Genomic DNA, 26,039 nt, shown 5'->3' on the forward strand with positions numbered 1-26,039 from the left:
AGATCCTGCCAAATCCATATCAGGGCCCTCTGACGCTCAGGCCGACGCCCCCTGGCGCCCGGCAATCTCGCGCAGCGCCTGAACCAGATAATCCGGTTCCTGTGCCCCGGAAATCAGGTACTGGCCGTTGATCACGAAGGCCGGTACCGACGAGATACCCGCCTGCTGCCAGTGCGCCTCGTCGGCGCGAACAATGTCGGCGAACCTGTCACTGGTCAACACCTGCTCGGCCTCTGCCGCATCGAGCCCGGCGGCACACACGGCATCGAGCAGTACGTCCCTGTTGCTGACGTCCTTTGCTTCTCCGAAGTAGGCGTCGAACAGGGCCTGTTTCATCGCCGTCTGACGATCGTGCTCAGCCGCCCACTTCACCAAGCGGTGACCATCGAAGGTATTGGCGGTGTAGCGTTCCTGCATATGGGTGAAATTCAGCCCGAGACCGGTGGCGATACGAATCATGTCATCCTGCGCCGCCCGCACCTCGACCTCGTTACGACCGTACTTGCGGCACAGCGCCTCGACAATCGGCATCGGCCGCTGGGCCGGATCGGGATTGAGCTCGAAGGCGTGCCACTCCACCTTTGCTCCCACCTCGCCTTCCAGCGCCGCCAGAGCCTGCTCCAGGCGAGCATAGCCGATGGCGCACCAGGGGCAGGCAATGTCGGAGACGATATCAATGGTCAGGTTCTGCATGGTGTTACTCACGTTTGACTGGGTTTAACGGATGAGACTACACCATATACAGCGGGTTTCATCGGGCATCAGCCGCTGCTATAACTGCAAATAATCATCTTGCCGGTATCTGCCATGCTGCAACTGCGCCCCAACTGTGAATGCTGCGACCGCGACCTGCCCGCCGATGCATCCGATGCTCTGATCTGCAGCTTCGAATGCACCTTCTGCCACGACTGCGCGCAGCGCTTCGCAGGCTGCTGTCCGAACTGCGGCGGCAACCTGGTCACCCGCCCGACTCGCCCGGCACATCTGCTTGAACGCTACCCGGCCAGCCGTGACCGGGTGCTCAAGCCACACATCCACTGATGAACGCCGGCGAGCTGCTCTCGCTGTTTCTTGCCCTGACGGTGCTGGCGGCGCTGCCCAGCAGCAGTGTGGCGCTGGTCGTTGTGCGCAGTGCCCGATACGGCGTTGGCCAGGGTGTTGCGGCAGCAATCGGCATCACCCTCGGCGATTTGCTGCTGGCCGCGCTGGCGCTGGCGGGCTGGCAGGTGGTAATCGACAGCCTGGGCGGGGTGTTCAACCTGCTGCGCTGGCTGGCAGCGGCCTACCTGATCTGGTTTGGCTGGTCCCTGTGGCGTCAACCGCATACAAAGCAGGCGTTGCCCATTTCGACCGGCAGCAGCTGGCACAGTCTGATCGCGGGGTTGCTGCTTACCCTCGGCGATATCAAGGCACTGATTTTCTACGCCAGCTTCCTGCCTCTGTTTGTAACCACACCACTGTCGTCCGGGGTAGCGCTGCAAGTACTGATTACCACCGCAGTGGCCTTGCTGCTGGTCAAGACACTCTATGCAGTGCTTGGCAGTCGCCTTGCCCTGCCCCGCCAGGGCCGGGGGCTTCAACGTCTGGGGGGCGGGCTGCTGATTGGGTGCGGCCTGTATCTGGCAAGCCGTTGACCTACTGACCTGATATCAGGCTGCTGCGTGCCTGCTTCACATTGCCCTGTTCCTCCCGGCGACCCGCCGGCCCGCCCTGGGCTATAGTAGGCAGTGCGGCGGAGCAGATGCTCCGACAGGCGATCCGACAAAACTTATAACACTGGAGCCACAGCATGAGCGCAGCCATTTTGCTACTGATCGGGCTGGGATTGATGACCCTGGGGTACTTCATCTACTCCCGTTTCATTGCCAACCGGATCTATCGCCTCGACCCGGATTTTCGTACGCCAGCGCACGAATTCGAGGATGGCATCGACTTCGTTCCGACCAACCGCTTCGTGCTGTGGGGTCACCATTTCACCTCCGTCGCCGGCGCCGCGCCCATCGTCGGGCCGGCCATTGCAGTCATCTGGGGCTGGCTTCCGGCCTTCATCTGGGTGGTGATGGGCACCATTTTCTTCGCCGGCGTCCACGATATGGGCGCGGTCTGGGCCAGTGTGCGCAACAAGGCCAAATCGGTCGGCTCGCTAACCGGCGACGTAGTGGGCAAGCGCGCCCGCAGCATCTTCATGATCGTGATTTTCCTGGTACTGCTGATGGTCAACGCCGTATTTGCGGTGGTCATCGCCAAGCTGATGATGAGCTTCCCGACTGCCGTATTGCCAGTCTGGGGTGCGATTGTCGTCGCATTGATCGTCGGCCAGTTGATCTATCGCCGCATGATCAGCCTGCCGGTCGTTTCAGTGGTTGGCGTCGTTGCGCTCTACGCGCTGATCTGGGCCGGCCCGTCGGTGCCGATTCAGATGCCGGCCGAGGTTGCAGGACTCTCGGGCAACGCCATCTGGATTCTGCTGCTGTTCCTCTACGCAGGCGTCGCGTCTGTGCTGCCGGTGTGGATGCTGCTGCAACCGCGTGATTACATCAACGGCCTGCAGTTGTTCGTCGGCCTGCTGATTCTGTACGGCGCAATCATGCTGCTGAACCCGGCGCTGGTCGCGCCGATGATCAATGACGACGTGCCGGCAGGCACCCCCTCGATTGTGCCGCTGCTGTTTGTCACCATCGCCTGCGGCGCCATTTCCGGCTTCCACGGGCTGGTGTCATCCGGCACCACCTCCAAGCAGCTGAACAAGGAAACCGACGCCCGCTTCGTCGGCTACTTCGGTGCCATCGGTGAAGGCTGCCTGTCACTGGCAGCGATTCTGGTTGCCTGTGCCGGCTTTGCCAGCCTGACAGACTGGAAAGCCATGTACAGCGCCTTTGGCCAGGGCGGGGTCACCGCCTTCGTGCAGGGCGGCGCCTACGTCATCCACAACGGTCTGGGCCTGCCCGAAGTGACCGCCGCCACCCTGCTGACCGTAATGGCCGCCCTGTTCGCCGGCACGACCATGGATACCGGGCTGCGTCTGCAGCGCTATATCTTCCAGGAATGGGGCGAGATCTATCATCAGGAGTGGATGAAGAAGCCGCTGCCCGCCACCCTGCTGGCGATCGGCAGTTGCCTGCTGCTGGCCTTCGGCGCCGGCGGAGCGGACGGCTCCGGCGGCATGATCATATGGCCGCTGTTCGGCACCACCAACCAGTTGCTCGCCGGCCTGACCCTGCTGGTGATTACGGTGATGCTGGTGCACTACCGCCGCCCCATGTGGTACACCCTGCTGCCGCTGTGCTTCCTGCTGGTGATGACGGTGACCGCGCTGGTAATCCAGCTCAAGACCTTCTACGACCAGCAGAACTACTTCCTGCTGGGGCTGGATATCGTCGTGCTGATTGCCGCCATTCTGGTCGCGCTGGAGTGCGCTGCGGCGCTGAAACGGCACTTGGCACTGGCAGCAGCGGAGCAAGCCGATGGCCGCTGACCGTGGCGAGAAATGGCGCGCCTGGCTGAGTCAGGCGCGCTTCTTCCTGGAAGAGGCCTACAGCTCCCGCTACCGGGGCGCGATTGCCCGCAGCCGGCGTGACCATGATGACCTGTTCATGCTGCTGGTGTTCAGCGAGATGATGGGCGTACCCAACCCGGCTTCCTACTACACGCTGGAGCTGCAGCCACTGCTGCTTGAACGCTTCCACGACTGGCACCGGCGCATGGGTATGGAACACTCGCCGCTGGACCATTTCCGCTGCTGCTGACCGGGAGAGTCGATATTTCCACTTCCAACCTTGACCTGCTGCACCGCCGCCTGCTGTGGGTCGGCGGCAAGGGCGGCGTCGGCAAGACCACGGTCGCTGCGGCGCTGGCCGTACTGGCGGCCAGCCGGGGGCAGCGCTGCCTGATCGTCTCGACTGACCCGGCGCACAGCCTGGGCGATGTGTTCGACCGCCCGCTGGATGATCGCCCAAAACGCCTGCTGCCCAATCTGGACGCGCTGGAAATCGACCCCGACGCCGAGGTGGACGCCCACCTGCAGCGGGTGATTGAGCAAATGCGCAAGCTGGCAGCACCTGAGATGCTGACTGAGCTCACCCGACAAATGCAGCTGACCCGCCATTCACCGGGCACCCAGGAAGCGGCACTGCTCGAGCGCATTGCCAGACTGGTCACCGCACCGCCGGACGACTACGACCTGATTATCTTCGACACTGCCCCGACCGGGCACACCCTGCGCCTGCTCACCCTGCCTGAGGCCATGGCCGCCTGGACCGATGGCCTGCTCAGCCACAACCGCAAGTCCGCCGAGCTGGGCAAGGTGCTGCAGCACCTGACCCCGCGCAGCGGCCGAGATCTCAATAGCCCGTTTGACGATCCCAACGAGGATCCGCTGAGCGGCCTGGATCAGCGCACCCGCAGCGTTGCCGAAACCCTGCGCAACCGCAGGCGACTGTTTCACCAGGCCCGCCGCCAGTTGGAGGATCCGGCAACCAGCGGTTTTCTGTTTGTGCTGACAGCCGAGCGGCTACCGATTCTGGAGACGGTACGGGCAGTAGAGAGTCTGCAGCAGGCGCAGATTCCGGTCGCTGCGGCGCTGGTCAACCGGGTCATACCCGACAGCGCCGACGGCCACTTCCTGCAACAACGTCGGCTGCAGGAAGCCAGCTACCTGCAGCGCATTGATGGCGAGCTTGGCCACCTGCCGCGTCCGCAACTGCCCTGGCTGGAAACTGACGTGCAGGGCATCGGGATTCTCCAGCAGCTGGCGACACTGCTGGAGCAACAGGGGTTTTGAGCGTCGCTTAGCGCAAGCGCAGGGGCTGACCGGCCGCCTTGCGCTCGGCCTGCCACTGCTCCAGCGTCTGCGCCGCCTCTTCAGCCGAGAGCTGTCCGATGATCTTGAAGTAGTCCTGGCGCAGCGGATCAGCCATCACCTCGGCGCGCGGCTTGATACGGACCGCATAGACGGTCTGCAGGTTCTGATGGTCGAATGCACGCCAGGTCTGGGTATCCTTCAGCAGTTGATAGCTGTGCCCTTCCAGCGCACGAATCAGCCCTTCGCTCTCAAGCGACCCGCTGCGCTCAACCGCGTCAGCCCACTGGTAGACAATGCTGTAAGCCGATGCGGCCGAGCTGGAAGGATAAGTCTGATAGTGTTCGGCAAAGGTGCTGACAAATTGCTCGCCCCGTTCAAAGCCGAACTCGCGCGGCACATTCCAGGTCCATGGCACCGCACCCAGCACACCGGCCATGACTGACGGCCCGGCCTGCTCGACCATGCTCAGGGTCAGATTGGGTACCACCACCTGCACATTCTCGAAGCCAAGCTGACGAACCAGGCCCATCGCCTTGACCATCTGATCACCAAAGAGCACCAGCACCAGCACCTCGGGCTCGGCAGCACGGGCCTGCTGCAGCGCCTCGCGCAGTTCACGCAGCGACGCATTCGGGAACGGTATCCGCACAGCTCCGTGCACCGCCATATCATCCGTGCCGGTAAAGTGGCGCATCGACTCCTCGGTGCTGTGGCCCCAGGTGTAGTCCGCGGTCACGTAGTAGTAGCGCTTGCCGGCGTACTGCTCCTGCAATTGTGCTGCCAGTACCCGCGCTGCCATCCAGGCATTGTAGCTCTCGCGGAACATGTATCGCTGGCCATCGCGCCCGGTGGTGTCGTTGGAATAGGTCAGTGTGCCGAAATACAGCAGGCCACGATCGCGGGCCCGCTTGCCTGCGGCAATGGCCACGGCGCTGCTGGCACCGCCAAACAGCATGCGCGCGCCGGCATCGGCCAGTTCGTCAACATTGCGCACAGCCCGCTCGGGATTGGACGCACTGTCGCGCTCCAGCAGCTCCAGTGGACGTCCCAGCAACCCGCCGGCCTGATTAATCTCGTCCAGCGCCAGCATCGCCCCGCGCATCTGCATCAGGCCCTCCTGGGCATACTGGCCGGTGCGTGGCAGATTAAGACCAATGGCAATAGGCTCGGCCGCGCCGGCAAGGCCGGCCCAGAGCATGGCAAGACCAGCCAGGCAGCAGCGTACGGGTGAAATAGGATAAGTGGTCATGACAGGCGTCCTTGAATCAGCGAGAAACTCCGCAAAAAGCCGCATCATTCCACAGCAAGATGACATCCCGGCAGTGTCCTTTGGTCGCACCTGTATACATCTGCACACTGGCTGACCAGGCGGCGCAGTGCTATACAGAGTGTTTTTTGACCACCATGGAAGGTCGCCATGATGCCAGACAATACGTTGCTCGCCGATGCCCGCGCCATTTTGGCCGGTGCGCAGGACAAGATTGACCGGTTGCGCTCTATTGATCCGTTCTTTATCGACCTGTCGCTGCGCGAGAACCCGGTCGGCGCCCGGGTTGGTCAGACGCTGCAGGACAAGCTGGAGATCCTGCCAAAGCTGCGCGAATTCGGTTTTCGCAACATTCTGCTGGGCACCCTCGACTACGCCATGCCCGACGAGCTGGAAGTCGACGACGACTTTATGATCTACCTGCGCGACCATCAGGTCGACATGAGCGGCTGCTACGCCTTTACCGATCTCGGGCTGGTCAACGACACCGGTGAATTCACGCCCTCGCCGTCGATGCTCAAATTGCGCGACTACCGCGTGCCCAATACGCTGCACGAGATCTACCTGAGCCGGGACGGTATGGCCGGCCAATACGACTTCGCTACCCTGCGTCGCAGCATTCCCGCCAGCATCGCCTGGCTGCAGCAAAACATCCGTGGCGATGACGGCGGCGCACCCAGGATCATGATCAACGTCGTCGATGGCTGCGATGCCTTCATCCAGAATCCTGACGAAACCATCGAGATACTGCAGTTGCTGGCACAGCAGCCGATCTTCGGGCTGAGCATGGAAGATGATCGAGGCACCTACCTGCCGTTCCAGGTTGGCGCCTTTGTCGCCGTCGCTCGCCGCTGTCTGCCTGCGCCACTCAAGTTGCTGGTACATATTCATGCCGGCGCAGGCGTCGAGAACGCCTCCGTCATCGAGGCCCTGCTCAACGGGGCAGACGGTGCCTGGGGCGGGCTACCCAAACGTGCTGCCATTATCGGCCATGCGTCTCTGGGGGAACTGATTGCGAATCTGGTTCGGGTCGGCAATCGGCACATGGCATCTACCTACCGGCTCGACCGGCTGCTGCCGCTGGCGACCCGCCTGCAGGTACTGGACGAAGAGGAAGCGGTACCTGACGACCTGCCAATTCTCGGCAATAACGCCTACCGGCTGCCGCTGAGCTTCTTCCGCCAACGTCCCGACCGCTTCATGGATCTGGTTCCCCAGGCCATCGGTGGCAGCTATGGTTACCGCATCTGCCCGGTTGTCAGCGATGCACCCGTGATTGCCGGGCGCCTGGCAGAGGTCACCGGACAGCCTGCCGACAGCTTCGCCCAGCCTGTTCTGGAGCAAATGATCCGGCTGATGCGCCGCGACTTGCGCGCCGGCCAGCGCATCGTCTATGACCAGCCGGCCAAGCTGCTGACGCTGTATCAGCGCGCACGGCAGACAGCAGGCAATACGTCATCAGGTGTAACGCCAAGTGATGGCCAACTGGCATGAAGCATGCTTACATTCAGCACTGAACAAAAAAACGTCAACAGGATACGGGTATGAGCGACATCGCCACCGAGATAGCCCACGACAGCGCGGTCTATAAGACACTGCTCGAATCAACCAAGGCCATTCCCTGGAAGATCGACTGGAAGACCATGACCTTCGCCTACATCGGCCCGCAGATCGAACACCTGCTGGGCTGGACACAGGACAGCTGGATCAGCGCCGACGACTGGGCCAACCGCATGCATCCGGAGGACCGCGAGTGGGTAGTGAACTTCTGCATATCCCAGTCCCAGGCCGGAACCGATCACGAAGCCGACTACCGGGCACTTACTGCCGACGGCGAGTACGTATGGATTCGCGACGTGGTTCATGTGGTACGTGACGAGGATGGCGAGGTTGAGGCCCTCATCGGCTTCATGTTCGACATCAGCGAGCGCAAGAAAACCGAAGAACGCCTGAAAACCCTGCAAAAGGAACTGGAGGAGCTGTCTTTCAAGGACGGCCTGACCGGCGCCGCCAACCGTCGCATGTTCGACTCCATTCTGCAGCTGGAATGGACCAATGCCCGGCGCAACGGCCAGCCGCTGTCGGTCATTCTGCTCGATATCGACTACTTCAAGCAGTACAACGACCACTACGGCCATATCAGCGGCGACGACTGCCTTAAACGGGTTGCCCAGGCATTGAGTGGCGCCGCAGCGCGTTCGCGCGATTTCTTTGCCCGCTACGGCGGTGAAGAGTTCGTACTGGTACTGCCGGAGACCGACGCCAAGGCTGCCGAGCGCGTGGCAGAGCGTTGCCGCTCGCTGATTTTCAAGGAGCAGATTCCCCACGCCAACTCGGAAGCGGGCCAGATTCTGACTGTCAGTATGGGCATTGGCACCATTGTGCCCGGTCAGCATGACGACCCACGGGCCTTCCTCGACGCCGTGGATCGCAGCCTGTATCAGGCCAAGCAGCAGGGCCGCAACCGTATCGTCAACGGCGCCTGACTCAGCCCGCCGTTGTCAGCATCGGCTGCACCAGCAGCCACGCCGAGTACAACCCCAGCAGCAGGAATGCCAGGGCGGTAATGCGGCGGATCAGGGTCAGCGGCAGGCGCTCTGCCGCGACATTACCCAAAATCACCACCGGTACGTTGGCCAGCAGCATGCCAACGGTCGTGCCCAGAACTACCCAGACGTAGGCATCGAATTGCGCAGCCAGCACCACCGTTGCGATCTGGGTCTTGTCACCCATCTCCGCGAGGAAGAAGGCAATGACGGTCGCAACGAACGCGCCATAACGCCCAACCGGTGGCGCGTCGTCTTCATCCAGTTTGTCGGGAATCAACGTCCAGGCGGCAACCGCCAGAAACGACACGGCAAGAATGGCGTGCTGCCAGGTGTCGTTCAGGTAGTCGGCAACCAGTTGGCCGATGGCACCGGCCATCGCGTGGTTGGCCACAGTCGCCACCAGAATGCCCCAGATGATTGGCCACGGCCGGCGAAAACGCGCCGCCAGCAGCAGTGCCAGCAGTTGGGTCTTGTCGCCGATCTCAGCCAGCGTGACGATCCCGCTCGATACGAAAAAAGCTTCCACGGAGGTTCCAGAAGAGGGCGGGATTACGGTTCCATTGACACACGACTACCCCCGCCCTCGGCTGGTGGTCGCGTGTCAAAGGTCTCGTCAAACCCGATACCGCATTGAGCGGTGGAGGGTCGCAAACGCCATGATCTGCGGATCAATTATGTTGACGTTTGCCGGTGCAAGCAGGCGCTTGCGCAGAGGCTACTCCCCTAAGACGGGCGCAAATATAACGGCAAAGGCCAAGCGAATCAACCCGGCGCGACCGCCGAGTAGACCTTGAACCGGTTGTTCTCACGCAACACCTGACAGGGCCCAATGTGCTCCTCGATCAGCGGCGGGTAACGCAAAAAGCCGTTGGCAACGATGCGCAACTCTCCTCCCGGCTGCAGGTTACGGGTCACCTGCTCGAAGAAGCGTTCGGCGATGCTGGTGTCCTGACGGATACCGGTATGAAACGGCGGGTTGCTGATAACCGCGGCAAAGCGGCCGTGTACGTCACTCAGCCCGTCGGAGGCATGCACCTCGGCCGCAACGCCGTTGAGCGCCAGCGACTGCCGCGCGCAGTAAATGGCTAGCGCATCGATATCGACCAGTTCAAACCGGCAACCCGGGTTACGCCGCGCCATGACCAGCGACAGCACGCCAGAGCCACAGCCAAAATCCAGCACCCGGCCGGCCGGCAGCGCCTGTTGCTCGGCCAGCAACAGCTCGCTGCCCTCGTCCAGTCGGCCATGACTGAACACGCCCGGCAGACTGACCAGTTGCAGCGGCTGATCGTCAAACCTCAACTCGTACTGCTGCCGCCAGTCCTCAAGCCGGAATGGCGCAACCGGCTGATCGACGATCACCCGCCAGAGCTGACAATGCCGCGCCGAATCAAGTTTCTCCGGGTGCGCTCCATAGCGGCCCAGCAGTTTCTCCGCCCGGGTAATGCCGCCCTTCTTTTCGCCAACCAGATAGACCGGCTTGCCCTGCGCCAGCAACGGCAGCATCTGCGCCAGCGCATACTCGGCGCGCTCAATTGCCTTGGGCATGACCAGAATCGCAGCATCCAGATCATCGACCTGCGGGCACAGATGAGAGAACACCAGGCGATCTTCCGGCAGCGCACCGGCCAGGCCGCGGCTGCTGGCGTAATCCCAGCACCAGAGCGTCCAGTCGGCCGACAGGCTGCGGGTCAGGCCGTCCGCCGGCGGATTGACCAGCAGCAGGCGCTGACCGCTGAACAGCTCGGCGCTGCGCTCAAGTATCTGGCTGGTGTTGTCCATCGGGCTCTCCGCTGACTGGTGCAAAGGGGCGCATTGTAAGGGATGTGCTGATTTAGTGCGCGGCTCAAGTACCGCGCGGCTTGGTCCGGCGGGTTGGTTCCGCCTGTAACGGGTCATCCGGCCAGTAGTGCTTGGGGTAGCGGCCCTTCATGTCTTTCTTCACCTCGGCATAACTGCCCTGCCAGAAGCCGGCCAGATCCTGGGTCACCTGCACCGGGCGCTGGGCCGGTGACAGCAGATGCAGCTTGAGCGCCTGCCGGCCGCCAGCAATACGCGGGGTGTCGGCGCTGCCGAACATCTCCTGCAGACGCACCGCCAGCACCGGCGGCGTCTCGCTGTAATCGATGCGAATCCGCGAGCCGGTCGGCACCGTCCAGTGGGTCGGCGCCTGCTCGTCCAGCTCCTTGGGCAGTGGCCAGGGCAGTAATCCGGCGAGAATATTGCCCAGCTCCAGGTTGGCGAAATGCGCCAGCCGGTTGACCTTGTCCAGATAGGGTGCCAACCAGTCTTCCAGGCTGGCGAGTAACGCGGCGTCCGACAGGTCAGGCCAGCGGCTGTCTGCGCCCTGCGCCAGATCCAGCTCGCGCAGCAACAGGACTCGCGCCTGCCACTGCCGCTGCTCCGGTGTCCACGGCAGCAAGTTAATGCCTTGCCTGCGCACCACATCGCAGAGCGCGCGCTGGCGTTGTTCGGGCGCCACTTGCGGCAGCGCCTTGCGCTGCCAGATCAGCTCGCCGATGCGCTGCTGCCGTTCGGCCAGCAGGGTTTCACTGCGGCTGTCCCACTCCAGCGTATCGCGTTCGCTCAGCAGCGCCGGTTCAACCGCCAGCAGACGCGCCACATTCAGCTCGGCAGCCATAAAAATCCGCGCCTGACGCTGGCCGCCCTGCCCGCCCAGCGCCGCCACCGCCAGCCATTCGGATTGCTGAAGGCGGTCAACCTCGGCAAACCCGGCTGAACGACCATTGGCCAGACGGTAGTCGGCGCCGGCTGCACCGCGGCGCTGCGCGATACGGTCCGGATAGGCCAGCGCCAGCAGCACGCCGTGCCAGTCGTCGTGCTGCGGGTCACTGACCGGATCGGTGGCCGGCAACCGGGCGAGCAGACGCGACCATTGCTCAACCAGACGCTTGGCGCGCTGCAATGCGCCGCGGTCTACATCCGCGCCGCGCGGGTCGTCAAACAGCGCCAGACGTACACTCAGATCGGCATTGTCGGCGCGGCGCAGCAGATCGCGCTCATCGACTATCGCCGCGATGCGGGCGGCCAACTTGGCCAGCCCAAGGCGCTGCCCCTCCACCAGCATATGCGCCAGCCGCGGGTGCATCGGTAAACCGGCCAGCACGCGCCCGTGCTCGGTGAGCTGCCAGTTAGCGCCATCGCGCTGCAAGGCACCGAGCCGTTCCAGCAGCTCACGCCCCTGATCCAGCGCGGCGGTTGGCGGCGGGTCCAGCCATACCAGCTCATCGGGCTGCTGCACGCCCCACTGCGCCAGCTGCAGTGCCAGCGGTGCGAGATCGGCCTGCAGTATTTCAGCATCGCGCTGCGCCGCCAGCTGCTCGTGCTGCTGGGCCGACCACAGCCGGTAACAGACGCCGGGCTCCAGGCGCCCGGCCCGGCCAGCGCGCTGCTCGGCGGCGGCGCGCGACACCCGTCGGGTCTGCAATGCGCTCATGCCCGACAGCGGATCAAACGCCGCCTCACGCGACAGGCCGGCATCCACCACCACGCGAATGCCCTCGATGGTCAGACTGGTCTCGGCGATCGCGGTCGCCAACACTATCTTGCGCTGACCCGCCGGTACCGGTTCGATGGCACGACGCTGAGCAGCGAGATTCAGGTCGCCATACAGCGGCGTGAGCAGCACGTTCTGCTGCTCGCCCAGCGCCTCTTCCAGCCGCGCCAATACCCGGCAGATCTCGGCCATGCCCGGCAGAAACACCAGCACGCTGCCGCTTTCCTCGTCCAGCGCGCGCAGCACGGTTTGCACCACCTCGGCATCATTCGGGCGCCCCAGGGTTGCCGGTGCGCCATAGCGAATATCCACCGGATACTGACGGCCCTGGCTGGTAATAATCGGAGCGTCATCCAGCAGACGGCTGACGCCCTCTGCGTCAAGCGTCGCCGACATGACCAGCAGCCGCAGCGGCGGATCATCCCGCAGGTACTGCTGGGTCTGCACGCAGAGCGCCAGACCCAGATCGGCATCCAGGCTGCGCTCGTGAAATTCGTCGAAGATCACCACGCCGACACCCGGCAGCTCCGGATCATCCTGCAGCAGGCGCTGAAGAATCCCTTCGGTAACCACCTCGATACGGGTGGCGGCGCTGACCTTGCTGTCCAGACGGATGCGGTAACCGACCGTCTGCCCGACCGGCTCACCCAGCAGCTCAGCCAGTCGCTCGGCAGCCGCTCTGGCCGCCAGTCGACGCGGCTCAAGCATGATGATCTTCTGCCCGGCCAGCCAATCGCATTCAAGCAGCGCCAGCGGCACCAGTGTTGTTTTCCCCGCGCCGGGCGGCGCTTGCAAAACCAGCGAATGCTGTTCAGCAAATGTTTGTTTGAGCTCGGGCAGAATCAGCGAAACGGGAAGGTTGTTCATGAGGCCGGGACTGACAAAAATGAGCCCGCATTATAGCGGCCGCAGACTTTCCGTCACTCGGGTCGCCCGCTATGCTAGGACGGTTTTTCGGTCCAACCTCCTGCCGTGAGTCCTTCTCCGTGAATAGCCGTCTCAAATCGCTGGCCGCCGTCGTACTCTGCACTGCTCTGACCACCCAACTCAGCGCCTGCGGCACCATCTTCTACCCCGAACGCCGTGGTCAGATCAGTGGCCAGATCGATCCGGGGGTGGCCATTCTCAACGGTATCGGCCTGCTGATTTTTATCATCCCGGGGCTGATCGCCTTCGGCATCGACTTCACCACCGGCGCCATTTATCTGCCGGGCGGCAAATACAGCGTGGCACCAGAAACATTGCAGCAGGCAGTCGATGCTGATGGCCGGGTCGATACCGCCGCGCTGCAGCACATTCTCAAGCAAGAGCTGGGGAAGGACTTGCCGTTGGCACAGGCGCGCCAGATCAGGGCCGACTCAACCACTCAGTTGGCAATGTTGCAACTGACGGGGCGTGGCTGATGAGCAAACCGCACGCAATGGGAGAAGAGCGCGCCCGGCTGCTGCGGCTGGCTACCCGCGCCTCGGTCGGCGTGGCACTGGTGCTGATCGCGCTGAAGGCTACCGTTTGGCTGACCACCGGCTCAGTCAGCCTGCTGGCCGGCCTGATCGACTCGCTGATGGACGCCGCCGCCTCGATCATCAACCTGTTCGCAGTTGGCTATGCACTCAAACCCGCCGACAAGGAACACCGCTTCGGCCACGGCAAGGCCGAGGCGCTGGCTGGCCTGGCACAGTCGGCCTTCATCACCGGCTCGGCCGTACTGGTGTTGCTGCAGGGCATCAACCGCCTGCTCCACCCCGAACCGCTGGAAGCCGCCTGGGCCGGCATCGCCGTCATGGTCTTTTCGATCATCGCAACCCTTGCACTACTCGCGATCCAGAAGCACGTTATCGCCCGCACCAACTCCACCGCGGTTGGTGCCGACTCACTGCACTACAAGTCTGACCTGCTGCTGAATCTGAGCATCATCGTTGCGCTGCTGCTGGCCCAGTTCGGCATTCAGCGGGCCGACGCGCTATTTGGTCTGGGCATTGCGCTCTTCATTGGCTACGGCGCGGTACGTATCGGACTGGATGCGATTCAGATTCTGATGGACCACGAGCTGCCGGACGAGGTTCGCGCCGAAGCCCTGCGCATTGCCCGCGCGGTGCCGGACGTCATCGACGTACACGAGCTGCGCACCCGCGAGTCCGGCCAGCACTGGTTCATGCAGCTGCACCTTGAGCTACCCGCTACTCTGACTCTGGCCGACGCCCACGCGCGTGGCGAGCAGGTTCGGCTGGCAATTGTCGAGCGCTTCCCGCAGGCCGACGTGCTGGTTCACAAGGACCCGGCATAGACCATCAGCTGGAAGCCATGAGTTTGAGCAAGTGGCTGATCTATGGGCAAGCCCGCAGCCTTCAGACTGCAAATAAAAAAAGGCGAGCTGCCTGCAGGGCAGCTCGCCTTTTTACGTCCTCCTCCACCCTCTTGGGATGATGCCTTTGCTCCCGTGCCTCGTGGGCTGGGTAACCGACTGGCCTCACACCTTCTGGATGCTGTGGCCCCGTTTCGCCTTGTGGACGAAGCGGTCTGGACGATCGGCTTCGGCTGAATCTGGTGAAAATAATATCCCTATCTGCGAGAAATAAATTACCTGTTTTTGCACATAATCTTGCGATATGAGCAACAAGTAACTAAAAATACATAAAAACGCGCAACTGAGAAAAGCACCATGAATAATCTCGACCTGGATCGCTACGATCTGAAGATTCTCGCCGCCCTGCAGCACGACGCCCGCATCAGCAACCAGGAGCTGGCAGAGCGGATTGGCCTGTCGCCTTCGCCCTGTTCGCGCCGGGTGAAAGCGCTGGAAGAAAGCGGACTGATTCGGCGCCAGGTAGCGCTGCTGGATCCGGCCAAGCTCGGCCTCAAGCTGACAGCCTTCGTGATGATAGGAATGGACCGCCACACCCCGGAACGCTTCGCCGGTTTCGAGAAAGTCATCAGCCAGTGCCCTGAAGTGCTGGACTGTTGTCTGGTGACCGGAATGGACGCCGACTACCACCTGCGCGTCGTCGTCCCGGACATGGAACACTACCAGCAACTGCTGCTGGGTACGCTGACTCGTATCGAGGGGGTTTCCAGCGTCCGCTCCAGCTTTGTACTGAATCAGATCATCGCCAGCACCGAACTGCCGCTGAAACATCTGGGTCTGAACTAGCCAGAACCCGACGGGCAGGCAGATCGACTAGCCGGTATACTGCTGCCCCACCTTTTTCTCAACGGAGCCGCTCGTGACCTACGAACAGTTCGAAACCATTGCCATGCCGCTGATGATCTTTGGCCTGGTTGCCTTCATGGGCTTTATCGTCTGGGATCTGGCCAAGGAGTCCAAAGCCGGACGCTACGGCACCGCAGTGCTGTTCTTCGCTCTCGGCCTGGGCGTGTTTGCCTTTATCGTCAAGGAAGTCATGATCATGGTGCTGGAGCACTGACCGATTCAGCCGCTCATCTGACCATTATCCCCGCTGCCCCAACATCTGAATCCTGATTCACTAGACCAACAAGAAGTGAATAAGGATTCAGAGCATGGCCTACCGCACCACCGCCAGCCGCATCGAGCGCGATCAGGTACTGCGCGAACATATTCTTGATTGCGCCGTACAGCAGGTCGCCGATGGAGGCTTCTCGTCACTGACAATGAGTACGCTGGCACGCAGCGCAGGCGTCGCCACCGGCAGCCTGTACCGCCACTTCGCCGGCAAAGGCGATCTGGCCGCCAGCGTCTTTGTCAAGGCAACTCGCCTGGAACTCGATACACTCAAGCAACAATTCCAGGCCCCCGGGCGCGCCGTTGATCGCCTGCGCAATGGCCTGACCCAGTTCGCCGCACGCGCCTGGCACAGCCGCCAACTCGCCTACGCACTGATCGCCGAACCTGCCGAAGAGGAAGTCGAAACCCAGAGACTGTACTTTCGTCAGGCCTACGCCACCCTGTACGGCGAACTGATTGCCGAAGGTATCGCCGATGGCAGTTTTCAAGTCGAAAACATCCCCCTCACATCCGCCTGCGTGGTTGGCGCGGTCGCCGAATCACTGGTCGGCCCGTTGTCGCCCCAGGCCCGAGCAGACCGCGAAAGCGGCCTGCCCAGCGAGACGCTGGAAGCCGTCACCCTCGCCATTGTTCGTTTCTGTCTGCGCGCCATCAACGCCAAGGAGGTCCCATGAGTCAGTTGCATAAGTATGCCGAAACCCATGAAGTCACCAATCAGGTGCCACCGCTGGAAGGCCTCAACCTGTACCGCAGCGACCTGCCGCTGCAGGAATGGGTTCGCCGCTACGACGGCGGCTGGGCCGACGGGCAGCTCAGCGCCTACGGCCAACTGGCCGGTGGCGCCTTGATGGAAGCGGGCTTCCTTGCCAACGAGAACAAGCCGGTATTCAGGAGCCACGACCGCTACGGCCACCGCGTGGACATGGTCGACTTTCATCCTGCCTATCACGAACTGATGGCCGCCGGCATCAAGGCGGGGATTACCAGCGCCCCCTGGAATGACCCGCGCCCCGGTGCCCAGGTCGCCCGCGCCGCGACCATGTACCTGCACAACCAGGCAGAGGCCGGTACCAGCTGCCCAATGACCATGAGCTATGCCTGTGTGCCTGCGCTGCGTCTGCAGCCGGACCTCGCCGAGATCTGGCTGCCGAAGATCCTGTCCGGCCAGTACGACCCGCGCAACCTGCCGATTGCGCAGAAGACCGGCGCCACCATCGGCATGGCCATGACCGAGAAACAGGGCGGCACCGATGTGCGCGCCAACACCACCCGCGCCTACCCGGTCGGCGTCGGCGGCCCGGGCCAGGCCTACGAACTGGTAGGCCACAAGTGGTTCTGCTCGGCGCCGATGTGCGACGCCTTCCTCACTCTGGCCTATACCGACAAGGGCCTGAGCTGCTTCCTGCTGCCGCGCCACCGCCCGGACGGCAGTCGCAACGAATTCTACGTGCAGCGCCTGAAGAACAAGCTCGGCAACTGGGCCAACGCCTCCAGTGAAGTCGAATATCGCGGTGCATTGGCCTGGATGATTGGCCCGGAAGGCCGCGGCGTGCCGACCATCATCGAGATGGTCTCGCTGACCCGCTTCGACTGCATGATCGGCTCCAGCTCGCTGATGCGTCAGGCGCTGACCCAGGCCGCCCACCACTGTGCCCATCGCACGGTAGGCACCCGGGTACTGAATGAGCAGCCGCTGATGCAGAACGTGCTGGCCGATCTGGCGCTGGAAAGCGAGGCCGCGCTGGCCCTCACCATGCGCATGGGCAAAGCCATCGACAACGCCCATGATGCGCAGGAAGACAAGTTCGCCCGCCTGGTCACCGCCATCGGCAAATACTGGATCTGCAAACGTGCGCCGGGAATGATCAACGAAGCGCAGGAATGCCTGGGCGGCGCCGGTTACGTTGAAGAAACCATTCTGCCGCGCCTGTACCGCGAAGCGCCGGTCAACTCGATCTGGGAGGGTTCGGGCAACGTGCAGTGTCTGGACGTACTGCGCGCGCTGTCGAAGGAGCCGGGGGTCCTCGATGCGCTGTTCGCCGAACTGGGTGACGGTCATGGCTCCAGTGCGCTCAAGCAGCGCATCGAGCGGATCAAGCAGCAGTTCGCCGACACCGACGACATTCAATACCGCGCCCGCCAGCTGACCGAAGACGTGGCCGTCGCACTGCAAGCCAAACTGCTGCTGGAAGCCGGTAACAGCACCGTCTCCGACGCCTTTATCGCCAGCCGGCTCGGCGAACACGGCCAAGCCTACGGCACCCTGCCGCGCGGTCTGGATGTCGAAGCTTTGGTCGCCCGCTCGACGCCGGCCAGCCTGTAAGGAAACGCACATGGCACTCGACCAAAGCACCATCGAAGCCCGGGTAGATGCCGGCTTCAAACGGGCCAACTTCATTGCCGATCTCGGTATCCGTCCAACCGCCTGTGGCTCTGGCTGGGTAGAGGCAGAGCTGCCAATTCTGCCCCGGCACTTCCAGCAGGGCGGCTTTGTGCACGCCGGGGTGCAAAGCACTCTGGCCGATCATACAGCTGGCGCTGCCGCTGCCACCTTGCTGGACGACGGCTACAGCCTGCTGACCGTCGAGTTCAAGGTCAACCTCCTGCGTCCGGCGCAATGCGAAACGCTGCTGTGCCGCGCCGAGATACTGAAACCGGGCAAGCAGATCTGCGTCGCAGAGGCCGAGGTTTTTGCCTTGCAAAACGGCGAAAAGCGGCTGTTCAGCAAAACGACTGTCACCCTTGCGGTGCTGCCGCTTGCCGCTACACTGCCGCGCTGACCCAGCCCAGGATAGCCGCAGATGAACCAACGCCCACGCCCGTCGAACCGCCCGCGACCAGCCGGAAAGCCGCGCCGCACGCCAGCGGCGCCGCCGGCCAACCCAAAACTGATCGCGTTGAACAAGCCGTTCGATGTGCTGACCCAGTTCACCGACGGTGACGGTCGGTCGACACTGGCCGACTTCATCAAAACCCCCGGCGTCTACCCAGCCGGGCGACTGGATCGCGACAGCGAAGGCCTGCTGCTGCTGACCAACGACGGCCGCCTGCAGGCACGCATCACCGATCCGAAGCACAAGCTGCCGAAGACCTACTGGGTACAGGTGGAAGGCCAACCCAGCGAGGAGCAGTTGGCGCAGCTGCGCGCCGGCCCTGAGCTGAACGACGGCCCCACTCGTCCGGCCGAGGTGGAGCAGATTGATGAACCCGCCCTGTGGCCGCGCAATCCTCCGGTACGCTTTCGCAAGAGCGTGCCAACCAGCTGGTTGGCGATCACCATCCGCGAAGGCCGCAACCGCCAGGTCCGGCGCATGACCGCAGCGGTCGGGCTACCCACGCTGCGCCTGGTGCGCGTGCGCATCGGTGACTGGACCCTCGGCGATCTGCAGCCGGGGCAGTGGCGTGAACTGCCAAGCACCGGCTGAAACCCGAACTGCAAGACCCCATCACCTAACGACAACAACAGGATGGATACCCCATGAACATTCCCAAACTGCTCGCGGTCAACGCCCGCAAGTTTCCCGAGGGCGAAGCCCTGATCACCGCAGACTGCCGCCTGAGCTGGTCCGAACTGCATGACCAGAGCCTGCGTCTGGCTGCCCATCTGCACGAGCAGTACCAGATCGACAGCGGCGACCGCGTCGCCCTGTACATGCCCAACAGCTACAGCTGGGTGCTGGGCTACTTTGCCGTTATCAACCTCGGTGCGATTGTCGTTCCGGTCAATGCTCGCCTGACTGCCGCCGAGCTGGAATACATCCTCGGCGACTGCGACGCACGTCTGATCATCGCTCAGGGCGACCACGCCGAGCGCGCCAGCACTCTGGCTCCCTGCCTGCGTCTGGATCAGCCGGGCGCCCGGGTACTGGACATGCAGAGCCGCTGGGACGTCGCCGAGATTCCGGCCGAACAGCCTTGCACCCTGCTCTACACCTCCGGTACCACGGGCAAGCCCAAGGGCGTGCTGTTCCACCACCACGCGCTGCTGACCGTCGCCAACGCCTCGGCGCTGGAAATGAACATGCGCCCGCACAGCCGCATGCTGCACATGATGCCGCTGACCCATTCGGCGCCGCTTAACGTCTTCCTGCTCGGCGGCACCTACGTCGGCGCAGCCCACGTGGTACTGCCCGAATTCCACCCCACGCTGCTGCTGGACACCGTCGAGAAGGAACGCACCACGCACTTCTTCGGCGCTCCGGTCGCCTTCATGATGACCGCGCAGCAGCCCGACATTAGCGAGCGTGACATCAGCTCCATGCAGTACTGGATCTATGGCGGCGGGCCACTGTCAACCGAGCAGCTGCAACTGATCGCCCAACGCATGAACACCGACCGTCTGTACTGCGTCTACGGCCTCACGGAGGCCGGGCCGAGCGGCACCATCATGCTGCCGGAGGAGCACCCCGGCAAAGCCGGCTCGATCGGCCGCCGCGGCGCGTTGCACACCGAGCTGCGGATGGTCGATGAACAGGGTAACGAACTTGCTGGCGAATGCACCGGCCAGATCCAGATCCGCACCGAGGGCATGATGCTGGGCTACTGGAACAAGCCGGAAGCGACCGCCGAGTGCCTGCACAGCGACGGCTGGCTGGACTCGGGCGATCTCGCCCGCCGCGACGCCGAGGGCTATTACTGGGTACTGGGTCGCGCCAAGGAGCTGATTATCTCCGGTGGCGTAAACGTCTATCCGCGGGAGATCGAAGTGGCGCTGGAAGCGCACCCGAATATTGCCGAAGTCGCGGTATTTGGCGTACCGCATCCGCAGTGGGGCGAAACCGTCAAGGCGGTCGTCGTGCTGCGTGAGCCGGTCGCCGACCTGCACGCCGAGCTGAGCGCCTATCTGGAACCGCTGCTGGCCGACTACAAGCGCCCACGCCTGTACGGCCAGGTTTCAGCGCTGCCGCGCAATGCCAACGGCAAGGTGATGAAACACCAGCTGTCGTAAACCAAAAAGGGCGCCAATGGTGCCCTTTTTAATAGTTCTTCGTGAACGTCCGGGATAACGCGCCCGGCTTCTATACCAAGACCATCGGCCAAATACTCGGATGATGAAGCGTGCACATTCGGTCCGCCCCGTTTACGCGGACGAGTAGCGCAGGATTGGCAGAAAACAGGACGGCAGCCTGTCTGAGGCTCGCAGAGCCGAGTTCTGCCGGCCCCTGCCAAACCGAGCAACGCAGCGAACCCGAAGGGCCGCGTAGCCGGGTGCCCGGGGGGATCGCCAAGGGGGGCCGGGCAAGCGGTCCCCCTTGGCTCGCCGTGAAGGCGAAAGGCGGAACCATCACCAGCACAGACATAAACAGGAAAACCGAAGAAGGCAACTCGCCCCAACAATTCAAGCTGAAGCCGTTTAATCGGCAGCAACAATTAATACCGCAACCCGAACAGCCTGAACACGAAACCCAGCAACCAGGCCGGGCCAATCAGCAGAAACTGTACATCCTTGAAGAACGACGGTTTCTTGCCTTCCACATGATGCCCTATGAACTGACCGATCCAGGCCAGTACAAAGATCCCCAACGACCACCAGAACACATGAGTCATCAGGCTTAGTCCCAGCAGCATCAGTAAGCTGACCACCAGCATCGCCAGTGCAATCTGCCAGGACAGCAGCACATAGAACACCAATGCTGCAGCTACGGCCCCCATCGCTACCCACGGGTGAATAGCCCACAGCATACCGAGCACACTGAACGTAATCAGCGGCACACAGATCCAGTGCGTCAGCTTGTTGAACGGGTTGCGGTGGCTTTCACCGTACTCGTCAAACCATTGGTCAATGGCTTTCATAGGTCACCTTCATTATTGTGCGGTTTTCATTTATCAAGGCTGCTTTCAAGTGTAGCTGTCCATGCTCTCAGCGGCAGTGTCAAAGCGCGCCAGAGTAGCCTTGGCTGGTAAAGGAGCGCGGCCACCGGTCGAAGATCTGGTCTCGGCTGCGCGCCTGCAGTGCGAACACCCGCCTAGAGGCGAGACGCCTGCTCACCCCGCCACGCGGGCAAGATGGTATGCTAGCGCGCTGTCATGCCAGCTCCGGGCGCGCGCCGGAGCTGGTCAAACGCCTGTCAGCACGCGGAACAACTCGCCATGACCCAACCGAACCCCTTCAAGCCCGTCGTTCTTTGCCTCTCCGGCCACGATCCGAGCGGTGGCGCCGGCCTGCAGGCAGACATCGAGGCGCTGATTGCCCAGGGCTGCCACGCTGCGCCAACGGTGACCGCGCTGACCGTGCAGGACACGGTCGATGTCAGCGACTTCCGTGTACTCGACCGCGAGTGGGTGCTGGCCCAGGCCAACAAGGTCATCAGCGATATGCCGGTTTCGGCGGTGAAGCTGGGCATGCTCGGCTCGGTCGAAATGGTCGACACCGTACTGGAATTGATGTTGCGTCTGCCCAATGTGCCGCTGGTCTGCGACCCGGTGCTGCGTGCCGGAGGTGGCGGTTCGCTGGGCAAGGATGATGTTGGGTTTGCCATTCGCGAGCGCCTGTTCCCGGTCGCCGCCATTGCTACCCCGAACCTGCCCGAGGCGCGCATTCTGGCCGAACTGCCGGACGGCAGCGCCGATGAGTGCGCGGCCAAGCTGCTGCCCCATATTCGCCACCTGCTGATCACCGGCGGTCATGGCGACGAGGCCGAAATCCACAATCGCCTGTACTGCGCCGATGGCAGCCAGCACGACTTCACCTGCCCGCGTCTGCCCGGCAGTTATCACGGTTCCGGCTGCACGCTGGCAAGTACGCTGGCAGGCCGTCTGGCGCTCGGCGAAGAGCTGGTCAGCGCGGTGCGCTCGTCACTCGACTATACCTGGCGCACCCTGCGCGACGCCGAGCAGCCCGGCCATGGCCAGTACGTACCGCGCCGCCTGCCGCTGGACTTCTGCTCGTGAGCAAGCGCGGCCTTTACGCCATTACTGACAGCGCCCTGCTGACAGACGGCAAGCTGCTGCCCTATGTCGAAGCCGCGCTGATCGGCGGTGCCCGCTGGCTGCAGTACCGCGACAAGTCCGGTGACGCCGGCAAGCGGCTGGCCGAAGCAAGCCAGCTTGCCGAGCTGTGCCGCGCGCATGATTGCCAACTGCTGATCAACGATGATCTGGCGCTGGCCGCTGAACTCGGCGTCGGCCTGCATCTCGGTCAGGAAGACGGTTCCCTGCGCGAGGCCCGCCAACAGCTCGGCCCCGACGCACTGATCGGCGGCACCTGCCACGCCAGCCTGCAAATGGCTGAACGCGCGCTGATTGACGGCGCCAGCTATATCGCCTTTGGCCGCTTCTTCAATTCCATGACCAAACCGGGCGCACCGGCAGCCACGCCCGCGCTACTGCGCGAAGCCCGCCAGCAATTTTCCGTACCCATTGTCGCGATTGGCGGCATCACCCTGGACAACGCGTCGACCCTGCTTGACGCCGGCGCCGATTATCTGGCCGTGATCAACGGCCTGTTCGGCGCTCCCGACGCTGAGACGGTGCAGCAACGCGCCCGTCAGTTCAGCCAACTCATTCACGCATCCTGAGAGACTTGCCATGTCCCGTTCCGAATCCCTGTTTGCCAGCGCCCAGAAACACATCCCGGGCGGCGTCAATTCACCGGTCCGCGCCTTCAAGAGCGTCGGCGGCACACCGCTGTTCTTCAAGCACGCCGAGGGTGCTTACGTCATTGATGAAGACGACAAGCGCTACGTTGACTACGTCGGCTCCTGGGGCCCGATGATCCTCGGCCACAGCCACCCGGACGTGCTGGACGCGGTGCGTAATCAACTGCAGCACGGCCTGTCCTACGGTGCACCGACCGCGCTGGAAACCGAGATGGCCGAACTGGTCTGCTCGCTGGTGCCGTCGATGGGTATGGTGCGCATGGTCAGCTCCGGCACCGAGGCGACCATGAGCGCCATCCGCCTGGCGCGTGGCTACACCGGCCGCGACAGCATCATCAAGTTCGAGGGCTGCTACCACGGTCACTCCGACAGCCTGCTGGTCAAGGCCGGTTCCGGCCTGCTGACCCAGGGTGTGCCCAGCTCCGCCGGCGTGCCAGCCGATTTCGCCAAGCACACCCTGACCCTGCCGTTCAACGACATCGAGGCGGTGCGCAAGACCCTGGCCGACGTCGGCCAGCAGGTCGCCTGCATCATCGTCGAGCCGGTTGCCGGCAACATGAACTGCGTGCCGCCGGCGCCCGGCTTCCTGCAGGGGCTGCGTGAGGCCTGCGACGAGCACGGCGTGGTGCTGATTTTCGACGAGGTGATGACCGGTTTCCGCGTGGCTCTCGGCGGCGCCCAGGCGCACTACGGCGTCACCCCGGACCTGACTACCTTCGGCAAGATCATCGGCGGCGGCATGCCGGTCGGCTGCTTCGGTGGCAAACGTGCGGTCATGGAGTGCATCGCCCCGCTCGGCCCGGTCTACCAGGCCGGCACCCTGTCCGGTAATCCGCTGGCGATGGCAGCCGGCCTGACCACCCTGCGCCTGATCAACCGTCCCGGCTTCCATGACGAGGTAAGCGCCTACACCAGCCGCATGCTGGCTGGCCTGCAGGAGCGCGCCGATGCCGCGGGTGTGCCCTTCGTGACCACTCAGGCGGGCGCGATGTTCGGCCTGTACTTCTCCGGTGCCGATGACATCGTCACCTTTGAGGATGTTATGGCCAGCGACGTTGAGCGCTTCAAAAAGTTCTTCCACCTGATGCTCGATGGCGGCGTCTATCTGGCACCCAGTGCCTTCGAGGCCGGCTTTACCTCGATCGCCCACGGCGAAACCGAGCTGAAGCTGACTCTGGATGCGGCCGAGAAGGCCTTTGCCGCGCTATGAGCCAGCTCGCCTACGGCCTGCTGACCCTGCTGCTGATCGCCGCCAGCTTCTGGCTGTGGCGACAGCGCAGGCCGCTGTCTGCCGCGGCTCGAGGGGCCATGACAGCCGCCTTGCTGGGACTGGGTCTGGCTGCCGCAGCCAGCCTGCTGCTGAGCCTTGGCTCACTCGCAAAGGAGCTGGAACATACCCAGCGCATACTCGGGCTGGCGGCGCAGAACCTCAGCCTGCCGTTACTGGGTCTGGCCGCGTTCTACCTTGGCCGCGGCCTGCAATGGCAGCCGGCAGCCTGGGGCCGCATCCTGCTCGGCCTGATGGCCGCCTTTGAACTGCTGCGCCGGATGGACCAGCTGTTCGGCTACCAGTGGGTGATCAACAGCGCCGCGTTGCTGGTGATGCTCGCTGGTTGCCTTCTGGTCGCACGGCAAGACCGACGACCACTGCCCTTCGTGGCCCTCTGCGCCGTCGGCACGCTGACACCGTTGCTGCAACCGGGCGCAGCTCCCCTGGCTGACCTGTTTGTTCCGGGCGACACACTGCTTCTGCTATTCCCTGCCCTGCTGGGAGCGGCAGTGACAGTTGGCCTGTTGAGTGAACAGGCGCACAATAGATCACAACCTGAACCCGACGATCACCAGCCGAGGCCCTGATCCCGTCATGCAACGCCTGCTTACGCCCGCTGTCCTTACCGGCCTGCTTATGCTGCCGGCGTCCACCCTGCTGGCAGAGTCGGATAACCCGCTACTGATCAGTGCCGACGACCGCTGCGCCTTTGAACGGGTTGACGATGAAAGCCTGCCGCTGGCGCTGGACGCATGCCAGCGCGCGGCCGACGGCGGCGACATGCAGGCGCAATTCGAATTGGGCCAGCTGTACTACAAGGGTGAGCGCGTAGAGCGCAACTATGCGACCTCGCTGCAGTGGCTGGAAAAGGCATCAATCCAGGGTGAGCCCAGAGCCCAGTACCTTCTGGGTATGATGCACTTCAACGGCGAAGGCATCCCGCGCAACCTGCCGCAGGCCTACATCATCCTCAAGATGGCCGCCGTCAACGGCAATGATGACGCCATGGATGCTGCTGACCTGGTCGCGCAAGAGATGGACGCACAGGAAGTTCAGGTGGCCAACCATGTGCTCGGCACCCTGTTTCGGGACTATCTGGCGCAGATTCGCGAGGAACAGCTCAGTGGCACGATGGCGCCGGGCGCCCCCGTCGAGCCACCCGGTGATATCGACCAGACGGATCAGGAACTTCAGCAGCCTTGAGGCTGCTGCATGAGTCTGTCAGCCGTCGTTACGCGGCGGCATCGGGAAATGCATGATGTTGCTGCCGCCCTGAGCGTCGGTGATTTTTGGCGTGCCGACGCGTTCAACTTCGTCAATACGAATGATCGAGTGCACGGGAATGAAGCTGCGCTTGACCCCTTCAAACTGATTCTTCAGTTTCTCTTCGGCCGGATCGACCAGCATCTGTGACCGCTCGCCGAAGATCAGCTCTTCAATTTCCATGAACCCCCACAGCTCACTCTGAAAGATCTGCTGGGCGTAAAGCTCGAACACCTGTCCCTGGTTCTGGAAGATGACCCGGAAAACCGGTTGCTTTTCTTTGCTCATGACGG

28 protein-coding genes and 1 riboswitch are annotated in these 26,039 nt (G+C 63.1%); of the genes, 21 read left to right on the top strand and 7 right to left on the bottom strand.

The annotated features are described in order from the left end of the window. Positions 1–36: 36 nt before the first annotated feature. Complete coding sequence (locus AC13EY_RS11360) at positions 37–693, bottom strand: DsbA family oxidoreductase (RefSeq protein WP_228245305.1); 657 nt, start codon at positions 691–693, stop codon at positions 37–39. 114 nt (positions 694–807) lie between these two features. Between AC13EY_RS11360 and AC13EY_RS11365 the strand changes: the two genes are divergently transcribed. The 5 genes from AC13EY_RS11365 (at position 808) to AC13EY_RS11385 (ending at position 4,780) form a co-directional block, all read left to right on the top strand. Continuing rightward, complete coding sequence (locus AC13EY_RS11365) at positions 808–1,041, top strand: DUF1272 domain-containing protein (RefSeq protein ID WP_228245303.1); 234 nt, start codon at positions 808–810, stop codon at positions 1,039–1,041. After that, the gene (locus tag AC13EY_RS11370; protein WP_335600550.1) at positions 1,041–1,634 is read left to right on the top strand and encodes a LysE family translocator; all 594 of its coding nucleotides are present in this window, start codon (positions 1,041–1,043) and stop codon (positions 1,632–1,634) included. The genes AC13EY_RS11365 and AC13EY_RS11370 overlap by 1 nt, the downstream gene beginning before the upstream one ends. 155 nt (positions 1,635–1,789) lie before the next feature. Then, the gene (locus AC13EY_RS11375) at positions 1,790–3,475 is read left to right on the top strand and encodes a carbon starvation CstA family protein (protein WP_335600551.1); all 1,686 of its coding nucleotides are present in this window, start codon (positions 1,790–1,792) and stop codon (positions 3,473–3,475) included. Then, positions 3,465–3,746, top strand: coding sequence for a cory-CC-star protein (locus AC13EY_RS11380; RefSeq protein ID WP_088273516.1), 282 nt, complete (start codon positions 3,465–3,467; stop codon positions 3,744–3,746). The genes AC13EY_RS11375 and AC13EY_RS11380 overlap by 11 nt, the downstream gene beginning before the upstream one ends. A 53-nt stretch (positions 3,747–3,799) precedes the next feature. Then, positions 3,800–4,780 (top strand): ArsA family ATPase, encoded by a 981-nt coding sequence (locus AC13EY_RS11385; protein ID WP_335600557.1) that lies wholly within the window; start codon positions 3,800–3,802, stop codon positions 4,778–4,780. A gap of 7 nt (positions 4,781–4,787) precedes the next feature. Here AC13EY_RS11385 and AC13EY_RS11390 read toward each other — a convergent pair whose 3' ends face one another. Then, positions 4,788–6,050 (bottom strand): ABC transporter substrate-binding protein, encoded by a 1,263-nt coding sequence (locus AC13EY_RS11390; protein WP_418887097.1) that lies wholly within the window; start codon positions 6,048–6,050, stop codon positions 4,788–4,790. 168 nt (positions 6,051–6,218) lie between these two features. Between AC13EY_RS11390 and AC13EY_RS11395 the strand changes: the two genes are divergently transcribed. Both AC13EY_RS11395 and AC13EY_RS11400 read left to right on the top strand, forming a co-directional pair. Next, positions 6,219–7,562, top strand: coding sequence for a beta/alpha barrel domain-containing protein (locus tag AC13EY_RS11395; RefSeq protein ID WP_335600552.1), 1,344 nt, complete (start codon positions 6,219–6,221; stop codon positions 7,560–7,562). A 50-nt stretch (positions 7,563–7,612) separates the two neighbouring features. Then, positions 7,613–8,554, top strand: a complete 942-nt coding sequence (locus AC13EY_RS11400; RefSeq protein ID WP_269686953.1) for a GGDEF domain-containing protein — start codon at positions 7,613–7,615, stop codon at positions 8,552–8,554. A gap of 1 nt (position 8,555) precedes the next feature. On the opposite strand, the gene AC13EY_RS11405 is transcribed toward AC13EY_RS11400, so the two are convergent. The 3 genes from AC13EY_RS11405 to hrpB form a co-directional block, all read right to left on the bottom strand. Then, complete coding sequence (locus AC13EY_RS11405; protein ID WP_088273512.1) at positions 8,556–9,143, bottom strand: TMEM165/GDT1 family protein; 588 nt, start codon at positions 9,141–9,143, stop codon at positions 8,556–8,558. A gap of 25 nt (positions 9,144–9,168) precedes the next feature. Continuing rightward, positions 9,169–9,353: riboswitch (yybP-ykoY riboswitch) on the bottom strand. Positions 9,354–9,379: 26 nt separating this feature from the next. After that, positions 9,380–10,399: a methyltransferase gene (locus AC13EY_RS11410; RefSeq protein WP_335600553.1), complete on the bottom strand. Its 1,020-nt coding sequence runs from the start codon at positions 10,397–10,399 to the stop codon at positions 9,380–9,382. Between the two features lie 64 nt (positions 10,400–10,463). Beyond that, the gene (gene hrpB, locus AC13EY_RS11415; protein WP_335600554.1) at positions 10,464–13,001 is read right to left on the bottom strand and encodes an ATP-dependent helicase HrpB; all 2,538 of its coding nucleotides are present in this window, start codon (positions 12,999–13,001) and stop codon (positions 10,464–10,466) included. Between the two features lie 119 nt (positions 13,002–13,120). Here hrpB and AC13EY_RS11420 point away from each other — a divergent pair, with 119 nt between their 5' ends. From AC13EY_RS11420 to AC13EY_RS11460, 9 genes are all read left to right on the top strand, one after another. Continuing rightward, positions 13,121–13,537 carry a polyribonucleotide nucleotidyltransferase gene (locus AC13EY_RS11420; RefSeq protein WP_233048300.1) on the top strand — a complete coding sequence of 139 codons (417 nt, stop codon included), beginning with the start codon at positions 13,121–13,123 and terminating at the stop codon, positions 13,535–13,537. Further along, a complete protein-coding gene (locus AC13EY_RS11425) occupies positions 13,537–14,418 on the top strand; it encodes a cation diffusion facilitator family transporter (RefSeq protein WP_228245285.1) in 882 nt (293 codons plus the stop codon). Before AC13EY_RS11420 ends, AC13EY_RS11425 begins: the two co-directional genes overlap by 1 nt. 375 nt (positions 14,419–14,793) lie before the next feature. Continuing rightward, entirely contained in the window at positions 14,794–15,282 is a 489-nt protein-coding gene (locus tag AC13EY_RS11430) for an Lrp/AsnC family transcriptional regulator (protein ID WP_233048302.1), read from the top strand. Between the two features lie 103 nt (positions 15,283–15,385). After that, complete coding sequence (locus tag AC13EY_RS11435; RefSeq protein WP_088273917.1) at positions 15,386–15,556, top strand: DUF2788 domain-containing protein; 171 nt, start codon at positions 15,386–15,388, stop codon at positions 15,554–15,556. Between the two features lie 94 nt (positions 15,557–15,650). After that, positions 15,651–16,289, top strand: a complete 639-nt coding sequence (locus AC13EY_RS11440; protein WP_228245282.1) for a TetR/AcrR family transcriptional regulator — start codon at positions 15,651–15,653, stop codon at positions 16,287–16,289. Beyond that, the gene (locus AC13EY_RS11445; RefSeq protein ID WP_335599163.1) at positions 16,286–17,938 is read left to right on the top strand and encodes an acyl-CoA dehydrogenase family protein; all 1,653 of its coding nucleotides are present in this window, start codon (positions 16,286–16,288) and stop codon (positions 17,936–17,938) included. Before AC13EY_RS11440 ends, AC13EY_RS11445 begins: the two co-directional genes overlap by 4 nt. A gap of 10 nt (positions 17,939–17,948) precedes the next feature. After that, entirely contained in the window at positions 17,949–18,395 is a 447-nt protein-coding gene (locus tag AC13EY_RS11450) for a PaaI family thioesterase (protein ID WP_228245279.1), read from the top strand. A gap of 21 nt (positions 18,396–18,416) precedes the next feature. Further along, positions 18,417–19,040 (top strand): pseudouridine synthase, encoded by a 624-nt coding sequence (locus AC13EY_RS11455; protein ID WP_335600760.1) that lies wholly within the window; start codon positions 18,417–18,419, stop codon positions 19,038–19,040. A gap of 53 nt (positions 19,041–19,093) precedes the next feature. Then, positions 19,094–20,563 (top strand): class I adenylate-forming enzyme family protein, encoded by a 1,470-nt coding sequence (locus tag AC13EY_RS11460; protein ID WP_335600759.1) that lies wholly within the window; start codon positions 19,094–19,096, stop codon positions 20,561–20,563. Between the two features lie 422 nt (positions 20,564–20,985). On the opposite strand, the gene AC13EY_RS11465 is transcribed toward AC13EY_RS11460, so the two are convergent. Beyond that, positions 20,986–21,408: an Mpo1 family 2-hydroxy fatty acid dioxygenase gene (locus AC13EY_RS11465; RefSeq protein ID WP_228245274.1), complete on the bottom strand. Its 423-nt coding sequence runs from the start codon at positions 21,406–21,408 to the stop codon at positions 20,986–20,988. 297 nt (positions 21,409–21,705) lie between these two features. Between AC13EY_RS11465 and AC13EY_RS11470 the strand changes: the two genes are divergently transcribed. The 5 genes from AC13EY_RS11470 to AC13EY_RS11490 are packed head-to-tail and all read left to right on the top strand — an operon-like array spanning position 21,706 to position 25,686. Then, the gene (locus AC13EY_RS11470) at positions 21,706–22,506 is read left to right on the top strand and encodes a hydroxymethylpyrimidine/phosphomethylpyrimidine kinase (RefSeq protein ID WP_335599165.1); all 801 of its coding nucleotides are present in this window, start codon (positions 21,706–21,708) and stop codon (positions 22,504–22,506) included. Further along, the gene (gene thiE / locus AC13EY_RS11475) at positions 22,503–23,132 is read left to right on the top strand and encodes a thiamine phosphate synthase (protein ID WP_285676412.1); all 630 of its coding nucleotides are present in this window, start codon (positions 22,503–22,505) and stop codon (positions 23,130–23,132) included. Before AC13EY_RS11470 ends, thiE begins: the two co-directional genes overlap by 4 nt. 10 nt (positions 23,133–23,142) lie before the next feature. Further along, entirely contained in the window at positions 23,143–24,423 is a 1,281-nt protein-coding gene (hemL, locus tag AC13EY_RS11480) for a glutamate-1-semialdehyde 2,1-aminomutase (protein WP_482876230.1), read from the top strand. Further along, complete coding sequence (locus AC13EY_RS11485; protein ID WP_088273499.1) at positions 24,420–25,070, top strand: hypothetical protein; 651 nt, start codon at positions 24,420–24,422, stop codon at positions 25,068–25,070. Before hemL ends, AC13EY_RS11485 begins: the two co-directional genes overlap by 4 nt. Before the next feature lie 7 nt (positions 25,071–25,077). After that, on the top strand, positions 25,078–25,686 hold the full coding sequence (locus AC13EY_RS11490; protein WP_228245265.1) for a tetratricopeptide repeat protein: 609 nt from the start codon (positions 25,078–25,080) through the stop codon (positions 25,684–25,686). 18 nt (positions 25,687–25,704) lie between these two features. Here AC13EY_RS11490 and AC13EY_RS11495 read toward each other — a convergent pair whose 3' ends face one another. Beyond that, positions 25,705–26,034, bottom strand: coding sequence for a DUF1820 family protein (locus tag AC13EY_RS11495; RefSeq protein WP_228245264.1), 330 nt, complete (start codon positions 26,032–26,034; stop codon positions 25,705–25,707). Between the last annotated feature and the right edge of the window lie 5 nt (positions 26,035–26,039).

Source organism: Halopseudomonas sp. L-58 (assembly GCF_056859475.1).

Bases quoted from the DNA above. Each gene is read 5' to 3' on its own strand.
- AC13EY_RS11490 (WP_228245265.1), top strand. From the start codon at position 25,078: ATGCAACGCCTGCTTACGCCCGCTGTCCTTACCGGCCTGCTTATGCTG.
- AC13EY_RS11390 (WP_418887097.1), bottom strand. From the start codon at position 6,050: ATGACCACTTATCCTATTTCACCCGTACGCTGCTGCCTGGCTGGTCTT.
- AC13EY_RS11450 (WP_228245279.1), top strand. From the start codon at position 17,949: ATGGCACTCGACCAAAGCACCATCGAAGCCCGGGTAGATGCCGGCTTC.
- AC13EY_RS11375 (WP_335600551.1), top strand. From the start codon at position 1,790: ATGAGCGCAGCCATTTTGCTACTGATCGGGCTGGGATTGATGACCCTG.
- AC13EY_RS11460 (WP_335600759.1), top strand. From the start codon at position 19,094: ATGAACATTCCCAAACTGCTCGCGGTCAACGCCCGCAAGTTTCCCGAG.
- AC13EY_RS11435 (WP_088273917.1), top strand. From the start codon at position 15,386: ATGCCGCTGATGATCTTTGGCCTGGTTGCCTTCATGGGCTTTATCGTC.
- hrpB (WP_335600554.1), bottom strand. From the start codon at position 13,001: ATGAACAACCTTCCCGTTTCGCTGATTCTGCCCGAGCTCAAACAAACA.
- AC13EY_RS11400 (WP_269686953.1), top strand. From the start codon at position 7,613: ATGAGCGACATCGCCACCGAGATAGCCCACGACAGCGCGGTCTATAAG.
- AC13EY_RS11470 (WP_335599165.1), top strand. From the start codon at position 21,706: ATGACCCAACCGAACCCCTTCAAGCCCGTCGTTCTTTGCCTCTCCGGC.
- AC13EY_RS11395 (WP_335600552.1), top strand. From the start codon at position 6,219: ATGATGCCAGACAATACGTTGCTCGCCGATGCCCGCGCCATTTTGGCC.
- AC13EY_RS11445 (WP_335599163.1), top strand. From the start codon at position 16,286: ATGAGTCAGTTGCATAAGTATGCCGAAACCCATGAAGTCACCAATCAG.
- AC13EY_RS11365 (WP_228245303.1), top strand. From the start codon at position 808: ATGCTGCAACTGCGCCCCAACTGTGAATGCTGCGACCGCGACCTGCCC.
- AC13EY_RS11360 (WP_228245305.1), bottom strand. From the start codon at position 693: ATGCAGAACCTGACCATTGATATCGTCTCCGACATTGCCTGCCCCTGG.
- AC13EY_RS11455 (WP_335600760.1), top strand. From the start codon at position 18,417: ATGAACCAACGCCCACGCCCGTCGAACCGCCCGCGACCAGCCGGAAAG.
- AC13EY_RS11410 (WP_335600553.1), bottom strand. From the start codon at position 10,399: ATGGACAACACCAGCCAGATACTTGAGCGCAGCGCCGAGCTGTTCAGC.
- AC13EY_RS11495 (WP_228245264.1), bottom strand. From the start codon at position 26,034: ATGAGCAAAGAAAAGCAACCGGTTTTCCGGGTCATCTTCCAGAACCAG.
- AC13EY_RS11380 (WP_088273516.1), top strand. From the start codon at position 3,465: ATGGCCGCTGACCGTGGCGAGAAATGGCGCGCCTGGCTGAGTCAGGCG.
- AC13EY_RS11370 (WP_335600550.1), top strand. From the start codon at position 1,041: ATGAACGCCGGCGAGCTGCTCTCGCTGTTTCTTGCCCTGACGGTGCTG.
- AC13EY_RS11430 (WP_233048302.1), top strand. From the start codon at position 14,794: ATGAATAATCTCGACCTGGATCGCTACGATCTGAAGATTCTCGCCGCC.
- AC13EY_RS11425 (WP_228245285.1), top strand. From the start codon at position 13,537: ATGAGCAAACCGCACGCAATGGGAGAAGAGCGCGCCCGGCTGCTGCGG.
- AC13EY_RS11485 (WP_088273499.1), top strand. From the start codon at position 24,420: ATGAGCCAGCTCGCCTACGGCCTGCTGACCCTGCTGCTGATCGCCGCC.
- AC13EY_RS11465 (WP_228245274.1), bottom strand. From the start codon at position 21,408: ATGAAAGCCATTGACCAATGGTTTGACGAGTACGGTGAAAGCCACCGC.
- AC13EY_RS11440 (WP_228245282.1), top strand. From the start codon at position 15,651: ATGGCCTACCGCACCACCGCCAGCCGCATCGAGCGCGATCAGGTACTG.
- hemL (WP_482876230.1), top strand. From the start codon at position 23,143: ATGTCCCGTTCCGAATCCCTGTTTGCCAGCGCCCAGAAACACATCCCG.